Source organism: Williamsia sp. D3 (assembly GCF_000506245.1).
GTDB classification, from domain to species: Bacteria; Actinomycetota; Actinomycetes; order Mycobacteriales; family Mycobacteriaceae; genus Williamsia; species Williamsia muralis.
This window is the reverse complement of sequence record NZ_AYTE01000032.1, coordinates 91,013-108,820: the sequence shown is the minus strand read 5'-3', so window position 1 is coordinate 108,820 and position 17,808 is coordinate 91,013. Positions and strand designations below refer to the sequence as shown.

The 17,808-nt window shown below is 65.7% G+C and carries 15 protein-coding genes and 2 pseudogenes; 7 read left to right on the top strand and 10 right to left on the bottom strand.

Annotated elements, in window-relative coordinates:
• Positions 1 to 111 precede the first annotated feature (111 nt).
• Both W823_RS50770 and W823_RS50765 read right to left on the bottom strand, forming a co-directional pair.
• The gene (locus tag W823_RS50770) at positions 112 to 1,176 is read right to left on the bottom strand and encodes a hypothetical protein (protein ID WP_023961319.1); all 1,065 of its coding nucleotides are present in this window, start codon (positions 1,174 to 1,176) and stop codon (positions 112 to 114) included.
• A 17-nt stretch (positions 1,177 to 1,193) separates the two neighbouring features.
• Entirely contained in the window at positions 1,194 to 2,150 is a 957-nt protein-coding gene (locus tag W823_RS50765) for a Ppx/GppA phosphatase family protein (RefSeq protein ID WP_023961317.1), read from the bottom strand.
• 52 nt (positions 2,151 to 2,202) lie between these two features.
• Here W823_RS50765 and W823_RS50760 point away from each other — a divergent pair.
• A pseudogene (locus W823_RS50760) lies at positions 2,203 to 3,068 on the top strand (hypothetical protein).
• 4 nt (positions 3,069 to 3,072) lie between these two features.
• On the opposite strand, the gene W823_RS50755 reads toward W823_RS50760, so the two are convergent.
• The 4 genes from W823_RS50755 to W823_RS50740 all read right to left on the bottom strand — a co-directional run bounded on the left by W823_RS50755 (position 3,073) and on the right by W823_RS50740 (position 6,446).
• Positions 3,073 to 3,762 (bottom strand): response regulator transcription factor, encoded by a 690-nt coding sequence (locus W823_RS50755; RefSeq protein WP_023961315.1) that lies wholly within the window; start codon positions 3,760 to 3,762, stop codon positions 3,073 to 3,075.
• Positions 3,759 to 5,078: a cell wall metabolism sensor histidine kinase WalK gene (locus W823_RS50750; RefSeq protein ID WP_023961313.1), complete on the bottom strand. Its 1,320-nt coding sequence runs from the start codon at positions 5,076 to 5,078 to the stop codon at positions 3,759 to 3,761. The genes W823_RS50755 and W823_RS50750 overlap by 4 nt, the downstream gene beginning before the upstream one ends.
• A 178-nt stretch (positions 5,079 to 5,256) precedes the next feature.
• Complete coding sequence (locus W823_RS50745) at positions 5,257 to 5,550, bottom strand: GNAT family N-acetyltransferase (RefSeq protein WP_023961312.1); 294 nt, start codon at positions 5,548 to 5,550, stop codon at positions 5,257 to 5,259.
• Between the two features lie 149 nt (positions 5,551 to 5,699).
• Positions 5,700 to 6,446: a phosphoglyceromutase gene (locus tag W823_RS50740; protein ID WP_023961310.1), complete on the bottom strand. Its 747-nt coding sequence runs from the start codon at positions 6,444 to 6,446 to the stop codon at positions 5,700 to 5,702.
• 132 nt (positions 6,447 to 6,578) lie between these two features.
• Between W823_RS50740 and W823_RS50735 the strand changes: the two genes are divergently transcribed.
• Together W823_RS50735 and W823_RS50730 are read left to right on the top strand one after the other, a co-directional pair.
• A complete protein-coding gene (locus W823_RS50735; RefSeq protein ID WP_023961308.1) occupies positions 6,579 to 7,322 on the top strand; it encodes a tyrosine-protein phosphatase in 744 nt (247 codons plus the stop codon).
• Between the two features lie 90 nt (positions 7,323 to 7,412).
• Positions 7,413 to 8,885 carry an MFS transporter gene (locus W823_RS50730; RefSeq protein ID WP_023961305.1) on the top strand — a complete coding sequence of 491 codons (1,473 nt, stop codon included), beginning with the start codon at positions 7,413 to 7,415 and terminating at the stop codon, positions 8,883 to 8,885.
• A gap of 107 nt (positions 8,886 to 8,992) precedes the next feature.
• Here W823_RS50730 and W823_RS50725 read toward each other — a convergent pair whose 3' ends face one another.
• The 4 genes and pseudogenes from W823_RS50725 to W823_RS50715 all read right to left on the bottom strand — a co-directional run bounded on the left by W823_RS50725 (position 8,993) and on the right by W823_RS50715 (position 13,751).
• Positions 8,993 to 10,597, bottom strand: coding sequence for an AMP-binding protein (locus W823_RS50725; RefSeq protein WP_031333060.1), 1,605 nt, complete (start codon positions 10,595 to 10,597; stop codon positions 8,993 to 8,995).
• 261 nt (positions 10,598 to 10,858) lie between these two features.
• Positions 10,859 to 11,437: pseudogene (locus W823_RS0130325) on the bottom strand (YbjN domain-containing protein); the annotation flags it as partial.
• Positions 11,434 to 12,864, bottom strand: coding sequence for a D-inositol-3-phosphate glycosyltransferase (gene mshA, locus W823_RS50720; RefSeq protein ID WP_023961299.1), 1,431 nt, complete (start codon positions 12,862 to 12,864; stop codon positions 11,434 to 11,436). The pseudogene W823_RS0130325 and the gene mshA, both read right to left, overlap by 4 nt.
• Positions 12,861 to 13,751, bottom strand: a complete 891-nt coding sequence (locus W823_RS50715) for an alpha/beta fold hydrolase (RefSeq protein WP_023961297.1) — start codon at positions 13,749 to 13,751, stop codon at positions 12,861 to 12,863. Before W823_RS50715 ends, mshA begins: the two co-directional genes overlap by 4 nt.
• 119 nt (positions 13,752 to 13,870) lie before the next feature.
• Between W823_RS50715 and W823_RS50710 the strand changes: the two genes are divergently transcribed.
• The 4 genes from W823_RS50710 to W823_RS50695 all read left to right on the top strand — a co-directional run bounded on the left by W823_RS50710 (position 13,871) and on the right by W823_RS50695 (position 17,799).
• Positions 13,871 to 14,845, top strand: coding sequence for a pirin family protein (locus tag W823_RS50710; RefSeq protein WP_023961295.1), 975 nt, complete (start codon positions 13,871 to 13,873; stop codon positions 14,843 to 14,845).
• 47 nt (positions 14,846 to 14,892) lie between these two features.
• Positions 14,893 to 16,131, top strand: coding sequence for a cytochrome P450 (locus W823_RS50705; protein WP_023961293.1), 1,239 nt, complete (start codon positions 14,893 to 14,895; stop codon positions 16,129 to 16,131).
• Entirely contained in the window at positions 16,128 to 16,712 is a 585-nt protein-coding gene (locus W823_RS50700; protein ID WP_023961291.1) for a TetR/AcrR family transcriptional regulator, read from the top strand. The genes W823_RS50705 and W823_RS50700 overlap by 4 nt, the downstream gene beginning before the upstream one ends.
• A gap of 100 nt (positions 16,713 to 16,812) precedes the next feature.
• Positions 16,813 to 17,799: a metal ABC transporter solute-binding protein, Zn/Mn family gene (locus tag W823_RS50695; protein WP_031333055.1), complete on the top strand. Its 987-nt coding sequence runs from the start codon at positions 16,813 to 16,815 to the stop codon at positions 17,797 to 17,799.
• Positions 17,800 to 17,808 lie beyond the last annotated feature (9 nt).

Below are 17,808 nucleotides of genomic sequence, written 5' to 3'. Positions count from 1 at the left end.
TGTTCTTCCGTGGCCCCGACCTCACGCAGGCCCGACGCATGCCGGACGCCACCGGGTCGGTGCCCGTGAGGTCGACCTCTCGCGGATCCGGTTGCCGTACATCGCGTTTGGTCAGATCTGGACCTGACCCCTGCGTCTGCTCGTCGTCATCGACATCAAACCGGAGGTAACGGCCCGAGGCTGCACCCGACGTTGCGTGGTGGCCTGCGAGGTGGCGGCCTCGGTGGCAAGTTGCGGGGCGGCCTGTTCCGGCTCGGCCTGATGCGATCCGTCCGCTGTGGGCATCGATCGGGTGGACGCGTCGGGCTGGGCCGGAGGGTGGCCGGAGTCATCGACCGTCGGGATGAGCTGGGTGACCTGGTGGTCGGTGTTGCCACCGGCGTGGTCGTCGGACCCCTCAGGCGCCGACGGCGCAGGTGCCGATTTGTCCGCCTTGCGTCCGAAGCCGAACAGACCGCGTTTGCGTTTGGCCGGCTTGGGGGCGGCAGAGGAGTCGTCGACGTCCTCGAAGTTGCGGTACCGCTGGAAGTCGGCCTCGCGCTCGGCGGCGGTACGGAAGTCGTGCTGACCGTCTTCCCTGTTGCGGTCGGGGTCGTTCTCGTCGACCTGCGAATACGCCTGGACCGAGGCGATGACGCCGGTGGTCTCCTCGTCGGGGTGCCCGTCGGACTGGTGGGCCTCTCCCGACCTGGTCTGCGAGTCCTCGCGCTCGCCAGGGTCGGCCGCCGGCATGGCTGCGGTCTGGTCGCCGCTTGGCGCCGACTCTGTGTCCGACCCCTCCGATGATTCATCGGCCCGCTGCTCATCCGCCGGCGCCTCGACATCACGGGGGCGCGACAGAACAGGACGTTCGGGCTCGCCCGGCGTCGGTGCGGCGGCATCGTCGGTGTCCTGCGCGCGTTTGGACACGTCTGCCGAGTTGAAGTCCCGGGTGGGTGGCGGGACAGGGTTGTCACCTCGGCTGGGCGGCGGGGCAGAATCGTTCACCCGAGGGATCTCGCCGGTGAGTTCGGCAACCGACACCGCGCCCTTGCCTCCACGGTGGCGACGGCCGGTCGGCGGGTTGGCTGCAGGTTGAGACCCGGTTGCCGCGTTCTCTGCGTCCTGCTCCTTGGCCCGCGCCAACAACTCGGCAACCGAGATGGGGCGTGAATCGGGATCGGATCCTCTAGCCATGAGTTAGTTCACCATCCTTAGCGTTCACCAGCCGGCAACTCGGTATCGCTGGACTCCAGGTCCAGTCTGCGCAGAATGACACCTTCGCGCAGGGCCCACGGGCATATCTCCAAAGTATCGATCGACAGTGCTCGCATGCTCGCCTCGGCCACCAGTGCGCCTGCCACGAGCTGTCCCGCGCGGTTCACACTCACTCCCTCCAGCTCGGCCCGGTCCGCCGTGGTCATCCTGGAGATGAAGGCGATCAACTGCCGTAGACCATTGCTGGTCAGTGTCCTCTTCACCCGGGGTCCGGCGCTGGAAGGCGCCGCTCCGGTGAGTCGCGCCAGCGAGCGGAACGTCTTGGAACTGCCGACGGCGAGGTCGGGGGTGCCCGCCGCGAGAAGCTCTTTGGCCGCCGGCGCCAGTTCGGCGTCGAGCCAGTCACGCAGCACCGCGACCTTGCGGCGGCCGGGCGGATCGTCCGACAACCACTCGCGGGTCAGCCGGCCGGCGCCCAGTGGCAACGACAACGCGACGTCGGGTTCCTCGTCGACGCCGTTGGACAACTCGAGTGACCCACCGCCGATGTCGAGGGCGACGATTCGGCCCGAGCCCCATCCGTACCAGCGGCGCACCGCCAGCGACGTCAGTCGCGCTTCGTCGACGCCGGAGAGCACAACCACGCGCACACCGGTCTCGTCGGCGACCCGGTTGAGTACGTCATCGCAGTTGGTGGCATCACGGACGGCCGAGGTGGCAAACGCCATCACCTGCTTGCAGCCCGAGGTGTAGGCGATCTTGGTGAACTCGTCGACTGCCTCCACCAGGCTGTCTGCACCGGGATCGGACAGCCGCCCATCGGTGTCGATCTGCTCGGCGAGCCGCAAAGTGGACTTGGTCGAGCTCATCGGGGTCGGGTGACCGCCACGGTGAGCATCGACCACCAACAGGTGGACAGTGTTGCTGCCGACATCGAGGACTCCTAAACGCACGGCTTACAACCTAGTGCGTCTACCGTTGATACTTGTGCAGCCAGCCTCCAAAATGGTGCCCGCCCCCGAGGTCCCGTTGGACTTTCCGAGGGAATGGTACGAATTCGCAGACCCAGCCGACCCCGAACGCATCATCAACGCCGACCTCACCTGGTTGTTGTCGCATTGGACATGCGTCTTCGGCACCCCGGCGTGCCAGGGCATCATCGAGGGCCGCGAGAGCGATGGGTGTTGCAGCCACGGCGCTATCTGTCCGACAAGGGCGACCGCAAGAACCTCGCCAAGGCCGCGGCCATGCTGACGCCCGACGACTGGCAGTTCTATGAAAAGGGTTCGGGCAAAGACCCCTTGGGCAAGCGGGGATACCTCGAAGAGGATGAGCTGGACGACGAGCCCGCCATCAAGACGCGCAAGTACAAGGGCGCCTGCATATTCCTGAACCGGCCGGGGTTCGCCGGCGGGCAGGGTTGCGCCCTGCACTCGATGGCACTGCGCAAGGGCATCGAGCCACTCGAGGTCAAGCCGGAGGTCTGCTGGCAACTGCCTGTTCGCCGGGAGGAGCAGTGGGTGGAACGCCCCGACGGTGAACAGGTGCTCAAGACAACGATCACCGAGTTCGACCGCAGGGGCTGGGGTTCAGGTGGCGCCGACCTGAAGTGGTACTGCTCGGGGTCGCCCGACGCGCACATCGGTGAGAAGCAGGTGTGGCAATCGTATGGACCCGAGCTGATCGCGCTGATCGGCAAACCGGCCTACGACGAATTGGCCACCGTCTGCCGTCGCCGCAGCGCGCTGGGCCTCGTCGCGGTGCACCCGGCCACGGCAAAGGCCACCCAGCGTCAAGAGGGCGACCGCAAGTACGCCCAGCATCCCGAGGCCGAAGACATCGCCGATCCCGGTCTGCCAGACGTCACCTGAGAACTCAGGGCTCGAACTTGTAGCCCAGACCACGCACCGTCACGAGGTGTTTCGGGTTGCCGGGATCGGATTCGATCTTCGACCGCAACCGCTTGACGTGGACGTCGAGGGTCTTGGTGTCGCCCACGTAGTCGGCGCCCCACACGCGGTCGATGAGCTGTCCGCGGGTGAGCACCCGTCCGGCGTTGCGGAGCAGATACTCGAGCAGGTCGAACTCCTTGAGCGGCAACGTCACCGACTGGCCACTGGCCGAGACCGTATGGCGTTCGACGTCCATCGAGACCGGGCCGGCCTCGATGAGTCCGCCGTCGAGGTCGTCGGTCTCGGCCGAATCGCCACCGCGGCGCAGGACCGCCCTGATCCGCGCGATCAGCTCACGGGCCGAATAGGGTTTGGTCACATAGTCATCGGCGCCCAACTCGAGCCCGACAACTTTGTCGATCTCGCTGTCGCGGGCAGTCACCATGATCACCGGCACCGACGACTTGGCGCGGATCGCCTTGCACACCTCGGTACCCGAGGCGCCGGGCAGCATGAGGTCCAGGAGGACGATGTCGGGACCGACGCGTTCGAAGACGGGCAACGCAGAGTTGCCGTCGGTGACGATGGTGGCCTCGAATCCCTCCTTACGAAGCAGGAACGCAAGCGGGTCGGCCAAGGACTCCTCGTCCTCGACGATCAGCACATGTGTCAACGGCTCAGTTCTCTCTCTTCGGTGACCGCGGTCTGCGTGGTCGGTTCTGCGCTTGTGGCAGTGGACAACTCGGGGGCTCGCGACGGGGTGCGTGTCGCCAGCGGGATGGTGAGGGTGAAAGTGGATCCGGTGCCGGGTTTGCTCCACAGGTCGATGGATCCGCCGTGGTTCACCGCAACGTGTTTGACGATGGCCAGCCCCAGGCCTGTTCCCCCGGTGGCCCGCGACCTCGCCTTGTCGACCCGGAAGAAGCGTTCGAACACCCGCTGCTGGTGTTGCGGGGCGATCCCGATGCCGCGGTCGGTGACGGCGATGGCCACCATCTGGCGGTTGTCGATGGTCACCACACGCCTGCTCACCGACACCGCGGTACCGCTGGGCGAGTACGCGATTGCGTTGGCAACAAGATTGTTCAGGGCGGTGAGCAACAGGGTGTGGTCGCCGTCGACGTGCAGATCGGAATCCTCGTCGGTGGTGAGTTTGATGCCGGCGGCCTCGGCGTTGATCTGGGCGCGGTCGATGACCTCGTCGATGAGCACGTCCACCTCCACGTCTTCGAGGTCGGGCAGCTTCTCGGCGCCCTGCAACCGCGACAGCGCGATCAACTCGGAGACCATGTTGCCCATGCGCAGGGCCTCGATGCGGACCCGCTCACCGAAGTGTTCCACCGAGTACGGGTCGTCGGCTGATTCCATCAACGCTTCGGCCAGCAGCCCGATGGCGGCGACGGGCGTCTTGAGTTCGTGCGAGACGTTGGCCACGAAATCGCGGCGGGTCTGCTCGACCCGCATGTGTTCGGAGTCGTCCTGGCCGTAGATGACGGTGTAGCGCTCGTCTCCGTCCGAGATCCGTTCGGTGACACACGAGACCGACTGGATCTTGCGGCCCGGCCCCCGGCCGGTGGACACGAAGGCGCCGATGCCTTGCGGCGGTACGAAGGTGAACCTGCTGGTGTCGCCGCTCTCGAGGGTGTACCTGGCGTAGTCCCACACGTCGTCGTCGAGGAGATGGTCGCGGACCATGCCGAGGGCGTTGGCGCGATCGTTGAAGAACACGACGTCGCGGACGTCGTCGACCACCGCGACGCCGGTCTCACCACCGTCGATGATCAGGTCGAGCAGGGTGGCCCGGGTCATCCGGGGAACCCGGGCGGACGACGGATGCAGAAGTGGTGCGACGTCGGACTCGACCGGCGTTGCCGATCGGGCGAGGTCGGAGAACGCGGAGGCGGCGCGCCTGCGGCCCAGATACCATCCGGCCGCCACGCCGATAAGAAGTGCCAGCACGCCCACTGCCGCGATGAAAATTGCGGTCACAAGCAAATCTTACGGGCAGGGCAACAGGACACCACAGCAGAATGCTGGGCAGTGACGGTCGGTAACAAGTCAGCGCGCAAGTGTTCGGACGCTGTTCATCCGATGGTCGCCGAAACAGCCCCGCACGCGCGATCGGAAGGGATCGGGCTCATCGGATCGAGGCGACGTCCAGGGTGGATCAGCGGGTGACCTCAGTGGCCATCGGCGCATATTGCGGATGTTGTTCGATGAAATAGCCGACGTACGAGCACAGCGGTACGACCTTTTTCCCTGAGCGCTCGATATCGTCGAGGACGTACTTCACCAGGTGCCCGGCATAACCTTTGCCACTGAATTGATCGAGCACGACGGTGTGGGTCAGCACCACCTGCTCGGGCTCACTGACGTAGTCGAGGTATCCGACGTATTGCTCGCCGTCGAAGATCTCATACCGTTCCTGGGCCTGAGAATGTGTCACGCGGATATTTGCCATGCAATGCTCCCCCGCCTCAGCTGGATTCGCCGGTCAGATGGGCAAGCGCCATCATGAGACCAGGGTAGACCTGATCAAGGGGTACGAGAGCGGGATGCGGCAATCACTTGATCGCGAATTTCCGATCGAAAAGAAAGAGCGATTGCTCGCTATTTACTCCCCTGCGCCGCCACCGCCGCAGCGCCTTCAGCGGCAGCCTCGGGGTCCAGATATGCGCCGCCTTTGATAACCGGCTGGAGATTCTCGTCGAGGTCGTAGCGCAGCGGATTACCCGTCGGAATGTTCAGCCCAGCGATGTCGTCGTCCGATATCCCGTCGAGGTGCTTCACCAGAGCGCGCAGCGAATTGCCGTGCGCAGCCACCAACACCGTCTTGCCCGCCTTGAGGTCGGCCACGATGGTCTCGTTGTAGTACGGGATCAATCGGTCGACAACATCCTTGAGGCATTCGGTCTGCGGAACTGCCGGCAGGTCCGCATACCGGGGATCTGCGTCCTGGCTGTACTCGCTGCCCTTCTCCAGGACCGGCGGCGGGGTGTCGTAGCTACGGCGCCACAACATGAACTGGTCGTTGCCGAACTTCTCTTTGGTCTCGGCCTTGTTCAGACCCTGCAGAGCGCCGTAGTGCCGCTCGTTCAATCGCCAGTCACGCACCACCGGGATCCAGTGGCGGTCGGCCCTGTCCAGAGCGATCTGAGCGGTCGAGATCGCGCGCCGGAGCAGCGAGGTGTACAGGACGTCGGGGAGCAGATCGTGCTCGACGAGCAGCTCGCCGGCGCGTACCGCTTCGGCCTCGCCCTTCTCGGTCAGGGCAACGTCGACCCAACCGGTGAACTGGTTGGACGCATTCCACACGCTTTCACCGTGACGCATCAAGATCAGGGTTCCGTTGCTCATAGGGCAGTAGTTTTCCACAGGCCCGCCACGGAAGCATTTGTCACCTGCCGGTCGTGGCATTCGACACCTATCGGTCGATCGAGGCCAAACAACAACAACACACCGCGCGGATCGACCCCCTACACTGACGCCATGCTCTCAGGCGCGTGGAATTTCCGTGACGTATCCGGCCTCAAGACCACCGAAGGACGTTGCGTCGCTTCGGGTTTGCTGTTCCGCAGTTCAGAACTGAGCAACCTCGACGACACCGGCGGGCAAGATCTCATCAACCTCGGCGTCACCGATGTCTTCGATCTGCGTGACTACGCGGAGATCGACAAGAGCGGGTCGGATCGCGTTCCGGACTCGATCGAGGTGCACATCGTTCCCTTCGATCTCCGGCCGGACGGCAAGGCACCACACGAGATGTCGGGCGACGACTACATCGCCAACCGCACCCGCTACATGTACGACGTCTACGCACAGATGCCCGCGCTCCCCGGCGCGATGAGCACCGTTGACCAGGTGATCAAGTTGCTCGGCGACCCCGATCGGCGGGTTTTGGTGCACTGCGCAGCCGGCAAGGACCGCACCGGCTGGGTGGTGGCTGCCGTGCTCACCGCGCTCGCGGTGGATCCCGACGAGATCATGGCCGACTACTTGGAGAGCAACGGCGACATCGACGCCCTTCGCGCGCACCTGCAGCGCATCTACGGCCCACCGGAGGGCGGCGAACCAATCGAGATCTCCGATGATCTCCTCGGGGTGAAGGCCGACTACCTGCAGAGCGCGCGCGAGGCCGCCCTGGAGAAGTTCGGCACCTTCGACGAGTATCTGGCAGCATGCCGGGTGACCGCGGGTGACCTGGATCGCTTACGCGCCCGCATGCTGGCGTAGTCACAAACAAGCCTTATCCGGGCTCCGACTGCAGGTCAGCGCTCGTGTCCGATTTGTTTGGCGAACTCATTTGCATGCATGATGCAAGTAATGAAACGTGAGTCGAACACCAATCCCAACCCGAACCTGCTCATCGCGGTGTTGTGCTTCGGGGGGTTGCTGGCATCGTTCATGCAGACGCTGGTCGTGCCCATCGTCGGCAAGCTGCCCGGCTACCTCGACACCAGCTCCGACAACGCCTCTTGGGTCATCACCGCCACCTTGCTGACGGCCGCGATCGCGATGCCGATCTCGGGCCGCCTCGCCGACATGTTCGGCAAACGCGTGGTGATCCTGTCGTGTATCGCCGCCATGGTTCTCGGCTCGATCATCTGTGCGCTCACCTCGATGGTGCTCCCGATGATCATCGGACGCGGCATCCAGGGACTGGCGATGGGCCTCATCCCGTGTGGCATCAGCCTGCTGCGCGACAAGCTCGAACCGGCCCGGGTCCCCGGTGCCATCGCGACGATGTCGGCGACCCTCGGTGTGGGTGGCGCGATCGGACTACCGGTCGCCGCATACATCACACAGACCTTCGACTGGCACGTCCTGTTCTGGACGTCGGGCGCGCTCGCCACGTTCACCTTCTTCCTGGTGCTGATCCTGGTCAGCGAATCACCGGTCCGCTCCCCCGGCACCTTCGACGTCGTCGGGGCCATCGGGATCACCGCTGCCCTCGTCGCGCTCCTGCTCGCCGTGTCGAAGGGCAACACCTGGGGATGGACCAGTGCGTTGACGCTTGGCCTGGCCGGAGCCGGGCTGGTGGTCCTGGTCCTCTGGGGCTGGTTCGAGCTTCGCATCAAGACGCCCCTGGTGGACCTTCGCACGTCGGCGCAGCCGATCATCGTGCTGACGAACGCGGCGTCGGTGCTGATCGGATTCGCCCTCATGGCGATGAGCCTGGCGGCGCCGCAGCTGCTGCAGATCCCGCACATCCCGGGCGTCGTGGAGTACGGGATGGGACAGACCATCCTCGCCACCGGCCTGCTGCTGGCCCCCGGAGGACTGATGATGATGTTCCTCTCGCCGGTTTCGGCCCGGCTGAACATTCACATCGGTCCGAGGTTCACTTTGCTAATCGGTTCGGTGATCATCGCCCTGGGTTACCTGTTCTCGATCTTCTTGATGGCCGAACCGTGGCAGATCTGTGTGGCCATGGTGATCGCCAGCGCAGGCGTGGGAATCGGCTACTCGGCCATGCCGGCGTTGATCATGTCGGCCGCACCACTGCACCAGATGGCCGCCGCCAACAGCCTCAACTCGCTGATGCGATCCATCGGTACGGCGATCGCGTCGGCGCTGATGGCCACCATCCTCGCCAGCTCCGTGATCGACCTCAGCCCGACTGCCTCTGTGCCGGCCGAGTCCAGCTTCCAGCTGGTGTTCATCGTCGGCGGCCTCGCTGCTCTGGCTGCCGCGCTGCTGGCGCTTGTCATCCCCAGCAAGCACGTCCGGCACGCCGGCGCCGGCGCGGTGGAGGCGAACCGTTCAAGCGAAAAGGTCGCCGCCACATCCGATTAACGCTAGATATCCACCGAATACACAAAAGACGCTCCACCGGCCGGTGGAGCGTCTTTTGTATTGGTAAAGCCCTCTGGCGACGCTGTGAGACGCCGGGACCAGACGGATCAGGCGGGCTTGCGCAGATCCTTGCGGAGGATCTTGCCTGCCGCGCTCTTCGGGATGGCGTCGATGAACTCCACCTCGCGGACCTTCTTGTGCGGAGCAACCTGCGAGGCGACGAACTCGATCACCTGCTCACCGGTGAGATCGGAGCCTTCGCGCTTGACCACAAACGCCTTCGGGATCTCCTCGCCGGTGTCGGCCTCGATCACGCCGATGACCGCAACGTCCGCGACATCGTCGTGGGTGAGCAGCAACGCCTCGAGTTCGGCGGGCGGCACCTGGTAGCCCTTGTACTTGATGAGTTCTTTGAGCCGGTCGACGATGTAGACGCAGCCGTTCGCATCGACCCGCGCCATGTCACCGGTGTGCAGGAACCCGTCGTCGTCGATGGTCTCCTTTGTCGCCTTGTCGTTGTTCAGGTAGCCCGCCATGACGTTCGGACCCGCCACCCACAGCTCACCCGGCTCGCTGAGTCCTTCGGCCGGGATGCCGATCTCGTCGCCGGTGGCAGGATCGACGATCTTGTTGACCGTGTTCGGGATGGGCCAACCGCACGACGACAGCGGCGCCTCCGGGCCGTCGCCGGGTTTGCTGGGCATGGCGTGGCTGACCGGGCTCAGCTCGCTCATGCCGTAGCCCTGAATGACCCGGGTGTTCAGGCGCTGGGCGACAGCATTGCCCAGCACCTCGTCCAGTGGCGCGGCACCCGACATGATGGTGTTGACCGACGACAGGTCGTAGTCGTCGATCAGCGGGTGCTTGGCCAGCGCAACCGCTACGGGCGGCGCGATGAACACATAGCTGCACTTGTAGTTCTGGATGGATTCGAGGAACTGCACCAGATCGAAACGGGGCATCACCACGAGCCTCGCCCGGTTGTACAGCGCGAGGTTGAGCAGCACCGTCATCCCGTAGATGTGGAAGAACGGCAGCACCGCGAGGACCGAGTCGTCGTGGGACATGTTCAGCAGCGGCTGGCTCTGCGCCACGTTGGCGACCAGGTTGCGATGGGTCAACATCACGCCCTTGGGGTTGCCGGTGGTGCCCGAGCTGTACGGCAGGACAGCAAGATGGGTGGCCGGGTCGAAGCTGACGTCCGGAGCCGCAAGGCCGGCACCCAGCAGATCGAGCGCGTTCGGGTGAGGGCTCTCGGCCTCTCCGGGCCCGTTCAGCAAGATCACCGCGCTCTCGGGCAGACCGACCTGCGCTGCTGCCGCCTTGGCCTGGTCACCGAGCTGAGTGATCGTGATGAGCATCTTGGCACCCGAGTCGGTGAGCTGCTTGGCGATCTCGGGCGCGGTGAACAGCGCGTTGACGGTGGTCGCAGTGGCGCCCGCACGCAGGATGCCGTGAAACACGAACGCGAACGCCGAGGTGTTCGGCGACAGCAGTGCAACCTTGTCGCCCACCTCGATGCCACGCGCTGCCAGCGCTCCGGCGAAGGCGTTGATCCGGCCGATCAGCTCTCGGTAGGTGGTGCCCTCGGTGGCGCCGGCGTCGATCAGCGCGGTCCGATCCAGGTCCTCCTCGCTGATCGACCCGAACAACGTCTCGTAGATCGAATCCTCGGAGATCTCCACAGGGGGAAAGGGACTCTTGAAACTCATGATTCTTCGGCCTCCGGCGTTGTTGTTGACGATCAGTCAACAACAGTAGCAATGCCGGTTGTCAGGGTCTGCAGAATCGGACAGTTAGTCGTCCAGACCGACGTCCGACGACGGGGTTGCCGCATCGAATGCCTGCGGCCGGCCGTTGTCGCCCTCTTCGCGACCCTTCTCCACGCCGCCGATCGGCGCACCACCGGCAGAGGGCGTCCCATCGCCCCCGGAAAGGTGTGCACCGCCTTCACCGCGGGCACGGTCACCGTGCGACCGGGGCGCGCCGCCGTTGCCGTTGTGCGACGGCACCGATCGACCAGGTGCCCCGTCTGACCCGTCACCGTCGATGAGGTGCTCGAACGCCTTGAGGTTGTTCAGCGACTCACCGCGCGAGACCCGCCATGCCCATTCACGCCGGATCGAGGTGATGAACCCGATCTCCAAGAGCACGTTGAAGTCGCCGTCGGCCGCTTCGAGGACCTGCCCGAGCAACCGATCCAGTTCGGCGTCGGTGATCGACTCCGCCGAATGCCTGCCGACCAGGTAGATGTCGCCCGAGTTGTCGAGCGTGTACGCCACGCCGTAGAGCCGTCGGTTGCGTTTGAGCATCCAGCGGTAGACGCCCTCGTGGTTTTCGTCGGGTTTGCGGCAGACAAACGCCTCGATCCGCAGTCCGTGTGGGGCCACGGTCAGCAGCACCGCGGTCTTGAGTTTCTTCTCACCCGGTAGATCCACCACGAAGTAGTCGGCGTCCTTGCCGCCGGAATCCTTACGGCTGAAGGTCATCTCGCGCTGGGTGAGGAATTGGTCGATCGTCGAACCGAGCTCTGAGGTGATCTGTGATGTCATGTTCGTGCCCCATTTCTTCGTCCGGCGAACCGGCGTGCCATCCGGGCCAGAGGTCGAGCTTCGGGTTCGGCCACGACTGCCTGCGGAGTGGTTTCTTCTGAGAGGTTGCCCAGCGACTGGGTTGTACCCGGATCGGACGCATTCGATACCTGCACGCGATTTCGCCGGAAACTCTCGATGGCCCTCCCGTAACTGTCCAGCAGCTGATCCGCGGTGTGATCCCACGAGAAGTTCTGGGCGTGCCGGTGCGCGGCCTCTCCCATTGCCGCGAGGGCGGTTTCGTCCCCCAGCAAACGGTCGAGTTGCCCGGTCCAGCGGTCGATCCCGTGCCCGTCCACCAGGACACCACTGACGCCGTTGTCGACGGCCACCCCCAGCCCGCCGACATCCGCGGCGAGCACTGGTATCCCGGCCGCCTGCGCTTCGATGGCAACCAATCCGAAGCTCTCCGAATAACTGGGCACCGCAACCACATTCGATGCGCGATACACCTTGGCCAGCGACTCGGGCGACTGCGGCGGGATGAACGTGACGGACGACTCGATGCCGAGGTCACGGCTGAGCTCGATCAGCGACGTGGGGCGTTCCAACCCGGAGCCTGACGGCCCACCGGCCACCAGTACCCGGAGTTTTCGTCCGTTCGAGAGTCCGCGACGGATCAGCGGCGCCGCGGCCCGGAGCAACACGTCCGGAGCCTTGAGTGGCTGGATCCGGCCGACGAACGTCACCACCACCTCGTCAGGGTCCAGTCCGAGGTCGAGCCTGGCGTCGATGCGCGGCCCAGGCGTGTAACACTCGAGATCAGCACCGGGGGTGACCACGTCGATCCGCGACGGGTCCGCGTGATGGATCGAGATCAGTTGCTGCGCTTCGGTTTCGGTGTTGACGATCAGACGGTCGGCCTCATCGACGACCTGCTGCTCACCCACCTGCCGCATCGGCGGTTCGGGGGTGTCGCCCTCGGCGAGCGACGCGTTCTTGACCGCGGCGAGAGTGTGCGCGGTGTGCACGAGAGGTACTGCCCATCGGTCGCGGGCCAGCCAGCCGACCTGTCCGGACAGCCAATAGTGCGAGTGGACGAGGTCGTAGTAGCCCACCGGCCGTCCCGCCTCGGCCCGCAGGACACCCGCCGTGAACGCACACAACTGTGTGGGCAGGTCCCGCTTGTCCAGCCCCTCGAACGGACCGGCCACCACGTTCCGCACGGTCACCCCCGGGGCCGCCTCCACCACGGGATCATCGGCCGATGATGTCGCGCGCGTGAAGATCTCGACCTCGACACCACGCTGCGCCAGACGTTTGGCGGTCTGCCACACGTAGACGTTCATCCCGCCGGCGTCTCCGACCCCGGGTTGGGCCAGCGGGGACGTGTGCACCGAGATCAGCGCCACCCGCCGCGGAACCGCGGGACCGACGGCCGGACTCACGACCGGACTCCCCTGGCCGGGTCGTAGGACCGGATGGACTCGGCCACGAAGCCCTCCACCTGACGCGCGAAGGTGTCGGGATCGTCGACGAACGGTGCGTGACCACCGCCTTCCCAGAACTCCGCGGTGGCTGCCGGGATGAGAGACGTGGCGTGTTCGGCGCACGAGATGTCGGCCACCGCATCGGCAGTGCCGTGGATGACCAGTGCGGGCACATCGAGAGCCGCGAGGACAACGTCGTGGTCGGCGCCGCGGCCGAACAGTGCGCTGCGCACTGCGGGCGCCGTGGCCAGCGATGTGCCGAGGAACCGCTGGAGGGTGGAACCGTCGCCGAGCGGTGTCACGGCGGCGACGAAGTCGGACAGCGCCGCCACCGCCACCTTCAGATCGTCGGACAACGCATCGGGCAATGCGGCGCGCATCGCAGGCCCGATCCGGCCACCGGGCTTACCCCGCCCCATCGAGGTGGTCGCTCCCACCAGGACAACACCTGCAACGGTGTCCGACGCCCGCCCCAGGGTCGCGAGGTGGTCGCACACGACCAGCCCGCCGTACGACCAGCCGAGCAGGAACACCGGCTGGCCGTGCCCGACCTCGGCGGCGAGCACTGCAGCGACATCACCTGCAAAGTGCGCCGGTCCGAAGTTCTCGGCGGTCGTCGCACCCGGGGGTACGCCGGACTCGCCGTGCCCGCGCAGATCCATCGCGATGACCCGATGCTCGCGCCCGAGGAGTTCGAGTAGGTGATCGCCCCAGCAGGTGGATGACTGTGCCCAACCGTGGATGAGCAGCAGTGCCGGGCTGTCTGCGTCGGCGACCCGCCCGGCGACCCGATAGCTGATGCGCGTGCCGTCGGGTGCCTCGACCTGGCCCATGGTGGTGCCCATGAGTCCACACTAATGGTGTGGCTCAGGGGGCACGGACCAGCAACCGTGGTCACGGAATGAATCGGACCGCGGTCCGGTTACACTGGCTGTACGAATCACCTCCATCTAAGGAGCACGTCATGCCCGCCGTCACAGCCGATACCTTGACCCTGCCCCGCATCGCAGGCCCCGTCGCCACGGACACCGAGCGGCCCGTCAGGTCGGTGACCACCGGCCCGCGTGGGTACGAGGGTGAGGGATTCCCTGTTGTGCGGGCCTTTGCCGGCGTCTCCAAGACCGACCTCGACCCCTTTGTCCACATGGATCAGATGGGCGAGGTCGAATACGAGCCCGGCGAACCGCGTGGGACCAGCTGGCACCCGCACCGCGGATTCGAAACCGTGACCTACATGATCGACGGCCGGTTTGCCCATCAGGATTCCCATGGCGGTGGCGGCCTGATCGAAGACGGCGCCACCCAATGGATGACGGCCGGGTCGGGCATCTTGCACATCGAGACACCGCCCGCAGAACTGGTCGAGAGTGGTGGACTGTTCCACGGGGTCCAGCTGTGGGTGAACCTGCCCAAGAAGGCGAAGTTCGCCACCCCGGCCTACCAGTCCATCGAAGGCAACCAGGCCACCCTGCTGAGTTCGCCCGACGGGGGTTCGCTGGTGCGGATCATCGCAGGCGGCATCGATGGTCACACCGGCCCGGGGTCGACCCACACACCGATCACGTTGGCTCACGCCACCATCGAGCCGGGCGCGGCCCTGAACCTGCCGTGGAACCGCGACTTCAATGCACTCGTCTACGTCCTGTCCGGGCGCGGCACCGTGGGACCCTTGGGCAATCCCATCCAGCAGGGTCAGCTCGCAGTCCTCGGACCCGGCGACCGGATCTCCATCTCGGCTGCGCAGCAACAGGACTCGAACCGCCCCGCGCTCGAGGTGCTGCTGCTCGGCGGACGCCCGATCCGTGAGCCGGTGTTCCAGTACGGGCCGTTTGTGATGAACTCCCGCGCCGAACTCATCGAGGCGATGGACGACTTCAACGCCGGCAAGTTCGGCCACATCCCGCCGGGTGCGCTCATGCCGCACACCTCGGGAGCCTGACACCACAAAGGGTTGACACATTGGCCCAAGTGTCTCAGTGTTGAGACATGCGGGCCAATGTGTCATATCCAGCCGAGTTCACCCTGCGTTCTGGGCAGACATGGCGTGAACCCTGGGCGATGTACACGGCTCTGCGTGACCACGATCCGGTCCATCGCGTCCGTACCGACCGTCCCGACCGCGACTTCTGGGTACTCACCCGACACGCGGACGTCACCCGCGCCGCCGACGACTGGCGCACCTTCACCTCCACCGCAGGCCTCACCGTGACCTATGGCGAACTCGAGAGCCTCGGCCTCGCCGACAATCCGCCCATGGTGATGCAGGACCCGCCTGCGCACACCGACTTCCGCAAGCTGGTGGCCCGCGGGTTCACCCCGAAGCAGGTCACCGACGTCGAGCCCGCGGTGCGGCGTTTTGTCACCGACCGGCTCGATGTTCTCCTCGACGCCGGAGAAGGCGACGTGGTCGCGGACCTGTACAAACCCCTGCCGTCGATGGTTGTCGCGCACTACCTGGGTGTGCCGGAGTCGGACCGGCGCGCGTTCGACGGCTGGACCGAGGCGATCGTCGGCGCCGACACCTCAGATCTGGCACGGGCAGGCGAGGCCGCGTCGGCGGCGGTCGTGGAGCTGATGGGGTATTTCAGCACGCTGATCGCCTATCGGCGAGAACATCCCGGCGACGACACCGTGTCGCATCTGGTGAGGGCGGGAGTCGGCGAGGACGGCAACACTGAGGGGTTGCTGTCGATCCTCGCCTTCGCCTTCACCATGGTCACCGGGGGTAACGACACCACCACCGGGGTGCTGGGCGGTGCCACCGCGCTACTCGGCGAACACCACGGACAACGGCGCGAACTGGCAGACGATCCCGGGCTCATCGTCGGGGCGATCGAAGAGTTCCTCCGTCTCACCTCACCGGTCCAGGGCCTGGCCCGGACCACCACCGTCGACACCGATTTCCAAACGGATGCCGGGCCTGTGACCATTCCGGCGGGTCGCAAGGTCTTGCTCTGTTACGGCGCGGCCAATCGCGATCCGCAGGTTTTCGGTGACGACGCAGACCGACTCGACATCCATCGTCACCCCCGCCAGATACTCACGTTCAGTCGAGGCGGTCACCACTGCCTCGGGGCGGCCGCTGCGCGGATGCAGGTCCGGGTGACTCTGGAAGAGCTGTTGAGGCGCTGCCCCGACTTCGAGGTCGACGCCGATTCGATCACCTACGCCAAGGGCAACTACGTACGCCGTCCGACCAGACTGCTCGTGCGGACCAACCGGTGACGGCCGCGTCCTGGCTGGGCGAGAGCCGATCGGCCATCGCTGCCGGCCGCATACTCGACGTCGCGGCCGAGCTGTTCGCCGTGAACGGGGTGGATGCGGTCAACATGAACCAGATCTCCGCCGCAGCCGGATGCTCGCGGGCCACGCTCTACCGCTACTTCCCGTCGCGCGCCGAACTGCAGATGGCCTTTGTCGAACGCGAGGCCCGCGCGCTCTCCCGGCAGATCGCCGAGCGTGTGACCGCCGTCGCCGAGCCGACACAGCGGACCACCGACGCGATCGTCGCCGCGGTCGAGGCAGTGCGCACCGACCCGGTGCTGCACTCCTGGTTTCGCCCCGGCTCGGCAAGCCTGGCGGCAGAACTCGGATCGTCGTCCGAGCTGATCAAGAAGATCGTCACGGCGTTTGTCTCCGACGACCCCACAGGCGACTCCGCAGGCTCGAGCGCCGATAAAGCGTTGCGAGCGCAGTTCATTGTACGAATGATCTTGTCGCTGTTGACAACTCCTGGCACCGACGCCGCCGAGGAGCGCGCGGTCATCGAACGGTTCGTGACGCCGGCCGTGGTGGCGCCAGGCTGATTTCGCCTGGCTGTCGGTAACGGTTATCATTAGCGTCTACCCGATGGAGCCCCCGCCTTGATGAGGCGGGGATCGTCTCGACGTGAAAGGTCACCTCCCGATGCGCACCTGGTCCCGACCCCTGGCGGTTGCAGCCGCCGTCTCCCTCACCGCCGCCCTGGCGGCCGGATGCTCCTCGGACGACGGGGGCACCACCGCCGACGGCAAGGTGTCCATCGTGGCTTCCACCGACGTCTGGGGTTCGGTCGCCGCTGCGGTCGCCGGCGACAAGGCCGAGGTGACGTCGCTGTACAACTCGCCCACCGGAGACCCGCACGAGTTCGAACCGAACGCACAGGACACGGCCAAGGTCTCCGAAGCGGGCGTGGTGGTCCTCAACGGCGGGCACTACGACACCTACATGGAGGACGCACCCAAGAGTTCCGGTGCCGTCGTGATCAACGCCTTCGAACTCGCCGAGGGTGGGCACGAAGAAGCCGGGCATGAAGAAGCCGGTCACGAAGAAAGCGGCACCGAGGAGTCGGGCCACGATCACGGAGCGGGCGAGGCCAACGAGCACGTCTTCTACGATCTCGCGGTCGCCGGGCTCGTCGCCGACAAGGTGGCCGAGGCCCTGTCCGAGAAAGACAGCGCCAACGCGCAGACCTACCGCGACAACGTCACCGAGTTCAACAAGCGGCTCGACGAACTGACTGCCCAGGTCGCCGCGATAAAGACCGCTAACCCAGATGCCCCGGTTGCCCAGACCGAACCGCTCGCCTACTACCTGTTGCTCGACGCCGGACTCAAAGATGTCACCCCCGCCGGTCTGCAGGACGCGGTCGAGGCCGGGCAGTCGCCGTCGGCCCGCGACATCGCGGCCACCCAGGATCTGCTGCGGGGACGCCAGGTGCGCGCCCTCATCTACAACACGCAGGCAGTTGACGAGGGCACCAAGGCACTTCTCGACATCGCGAACAGCTCGGGCGTGCCGGTGGTCGACTTCACCGAGACCCTGCCCGCCGGAACCACCGACTACATCGAATGGCAGAAGGCTAATGTTGAGACCCTGACGTCCGCCCTGGCGTCCGATACGACCACTCCCTGATCGACCTCG

Coding starts and splice junctions, on each gene's coding strand:
- W823_RS50770 (WP_023961319.1), bottom strand. CDS start 1,176: ATGGCTAGAGGATCCGATCCCGATTCACGCCCCATCTCGGTTGCCGAG.
- W823_RS50745 (WP_023961312.1), bottom strand. CDS start 5,550: ATGGCAAATATCCGCGTGACACATTCTCAGGCCCAGGAACGGTATGAG.
- W823_RS50740 (WP_023961310.1), bottom strand. CDS start 6,446: ATGAGCAACGGAACCCTGATCTTGATGCGTCACGGTGAAAGCGTGTGG.
- W823_RS50735 (WP_023961308.1), top strand. CDS start 6,579: ATGCTCTCAGGCGCGTGGAATTTCCGTGACGTATCCGGCCTCAAGACC.
- W823_RS50730 (WP_023961305.1), top strand. CDS start 7,413: ATGAAACGTGAGTCGAACACCAATCCCAACCCGAACCTGCTCATCGCG.
- W823_RS50725 (WP_031333060.1), bottom strand. CDS start 10,597: ATGAGTTTCAAGAGTCCCTTTCCCCCTGTGGAGATCTCCGAGGATTCG.
- W823_RS50715 (WP_023961297.1), bottom strand. CDS start 13,751: ATGGGCACCACCATGGGCCAGGTCGAGGCACCCGACGGCACGCGCATC.
- W823_RS50710 (WP_023961295.1), top strand. CDS start 13,871: ATGCCCGCCGTCACAGCCGATACCTTGACCCTGCCCCGCATCGCAGGC.
- W823_RS50705 (WP_023961293.1), top strand. CDS start 14,893: ATGCGGGCCAATGTGTCATATCCAGCCGAGTTCACCCTGCGTTCTGGG.
- W823_RS50695 (WP_031333055.1), top strand. CDS start 16,813: ATGCGCACCTGGTCCCGACCCCTGGCGGTTGCAGCCGCCGTCTCCCTC.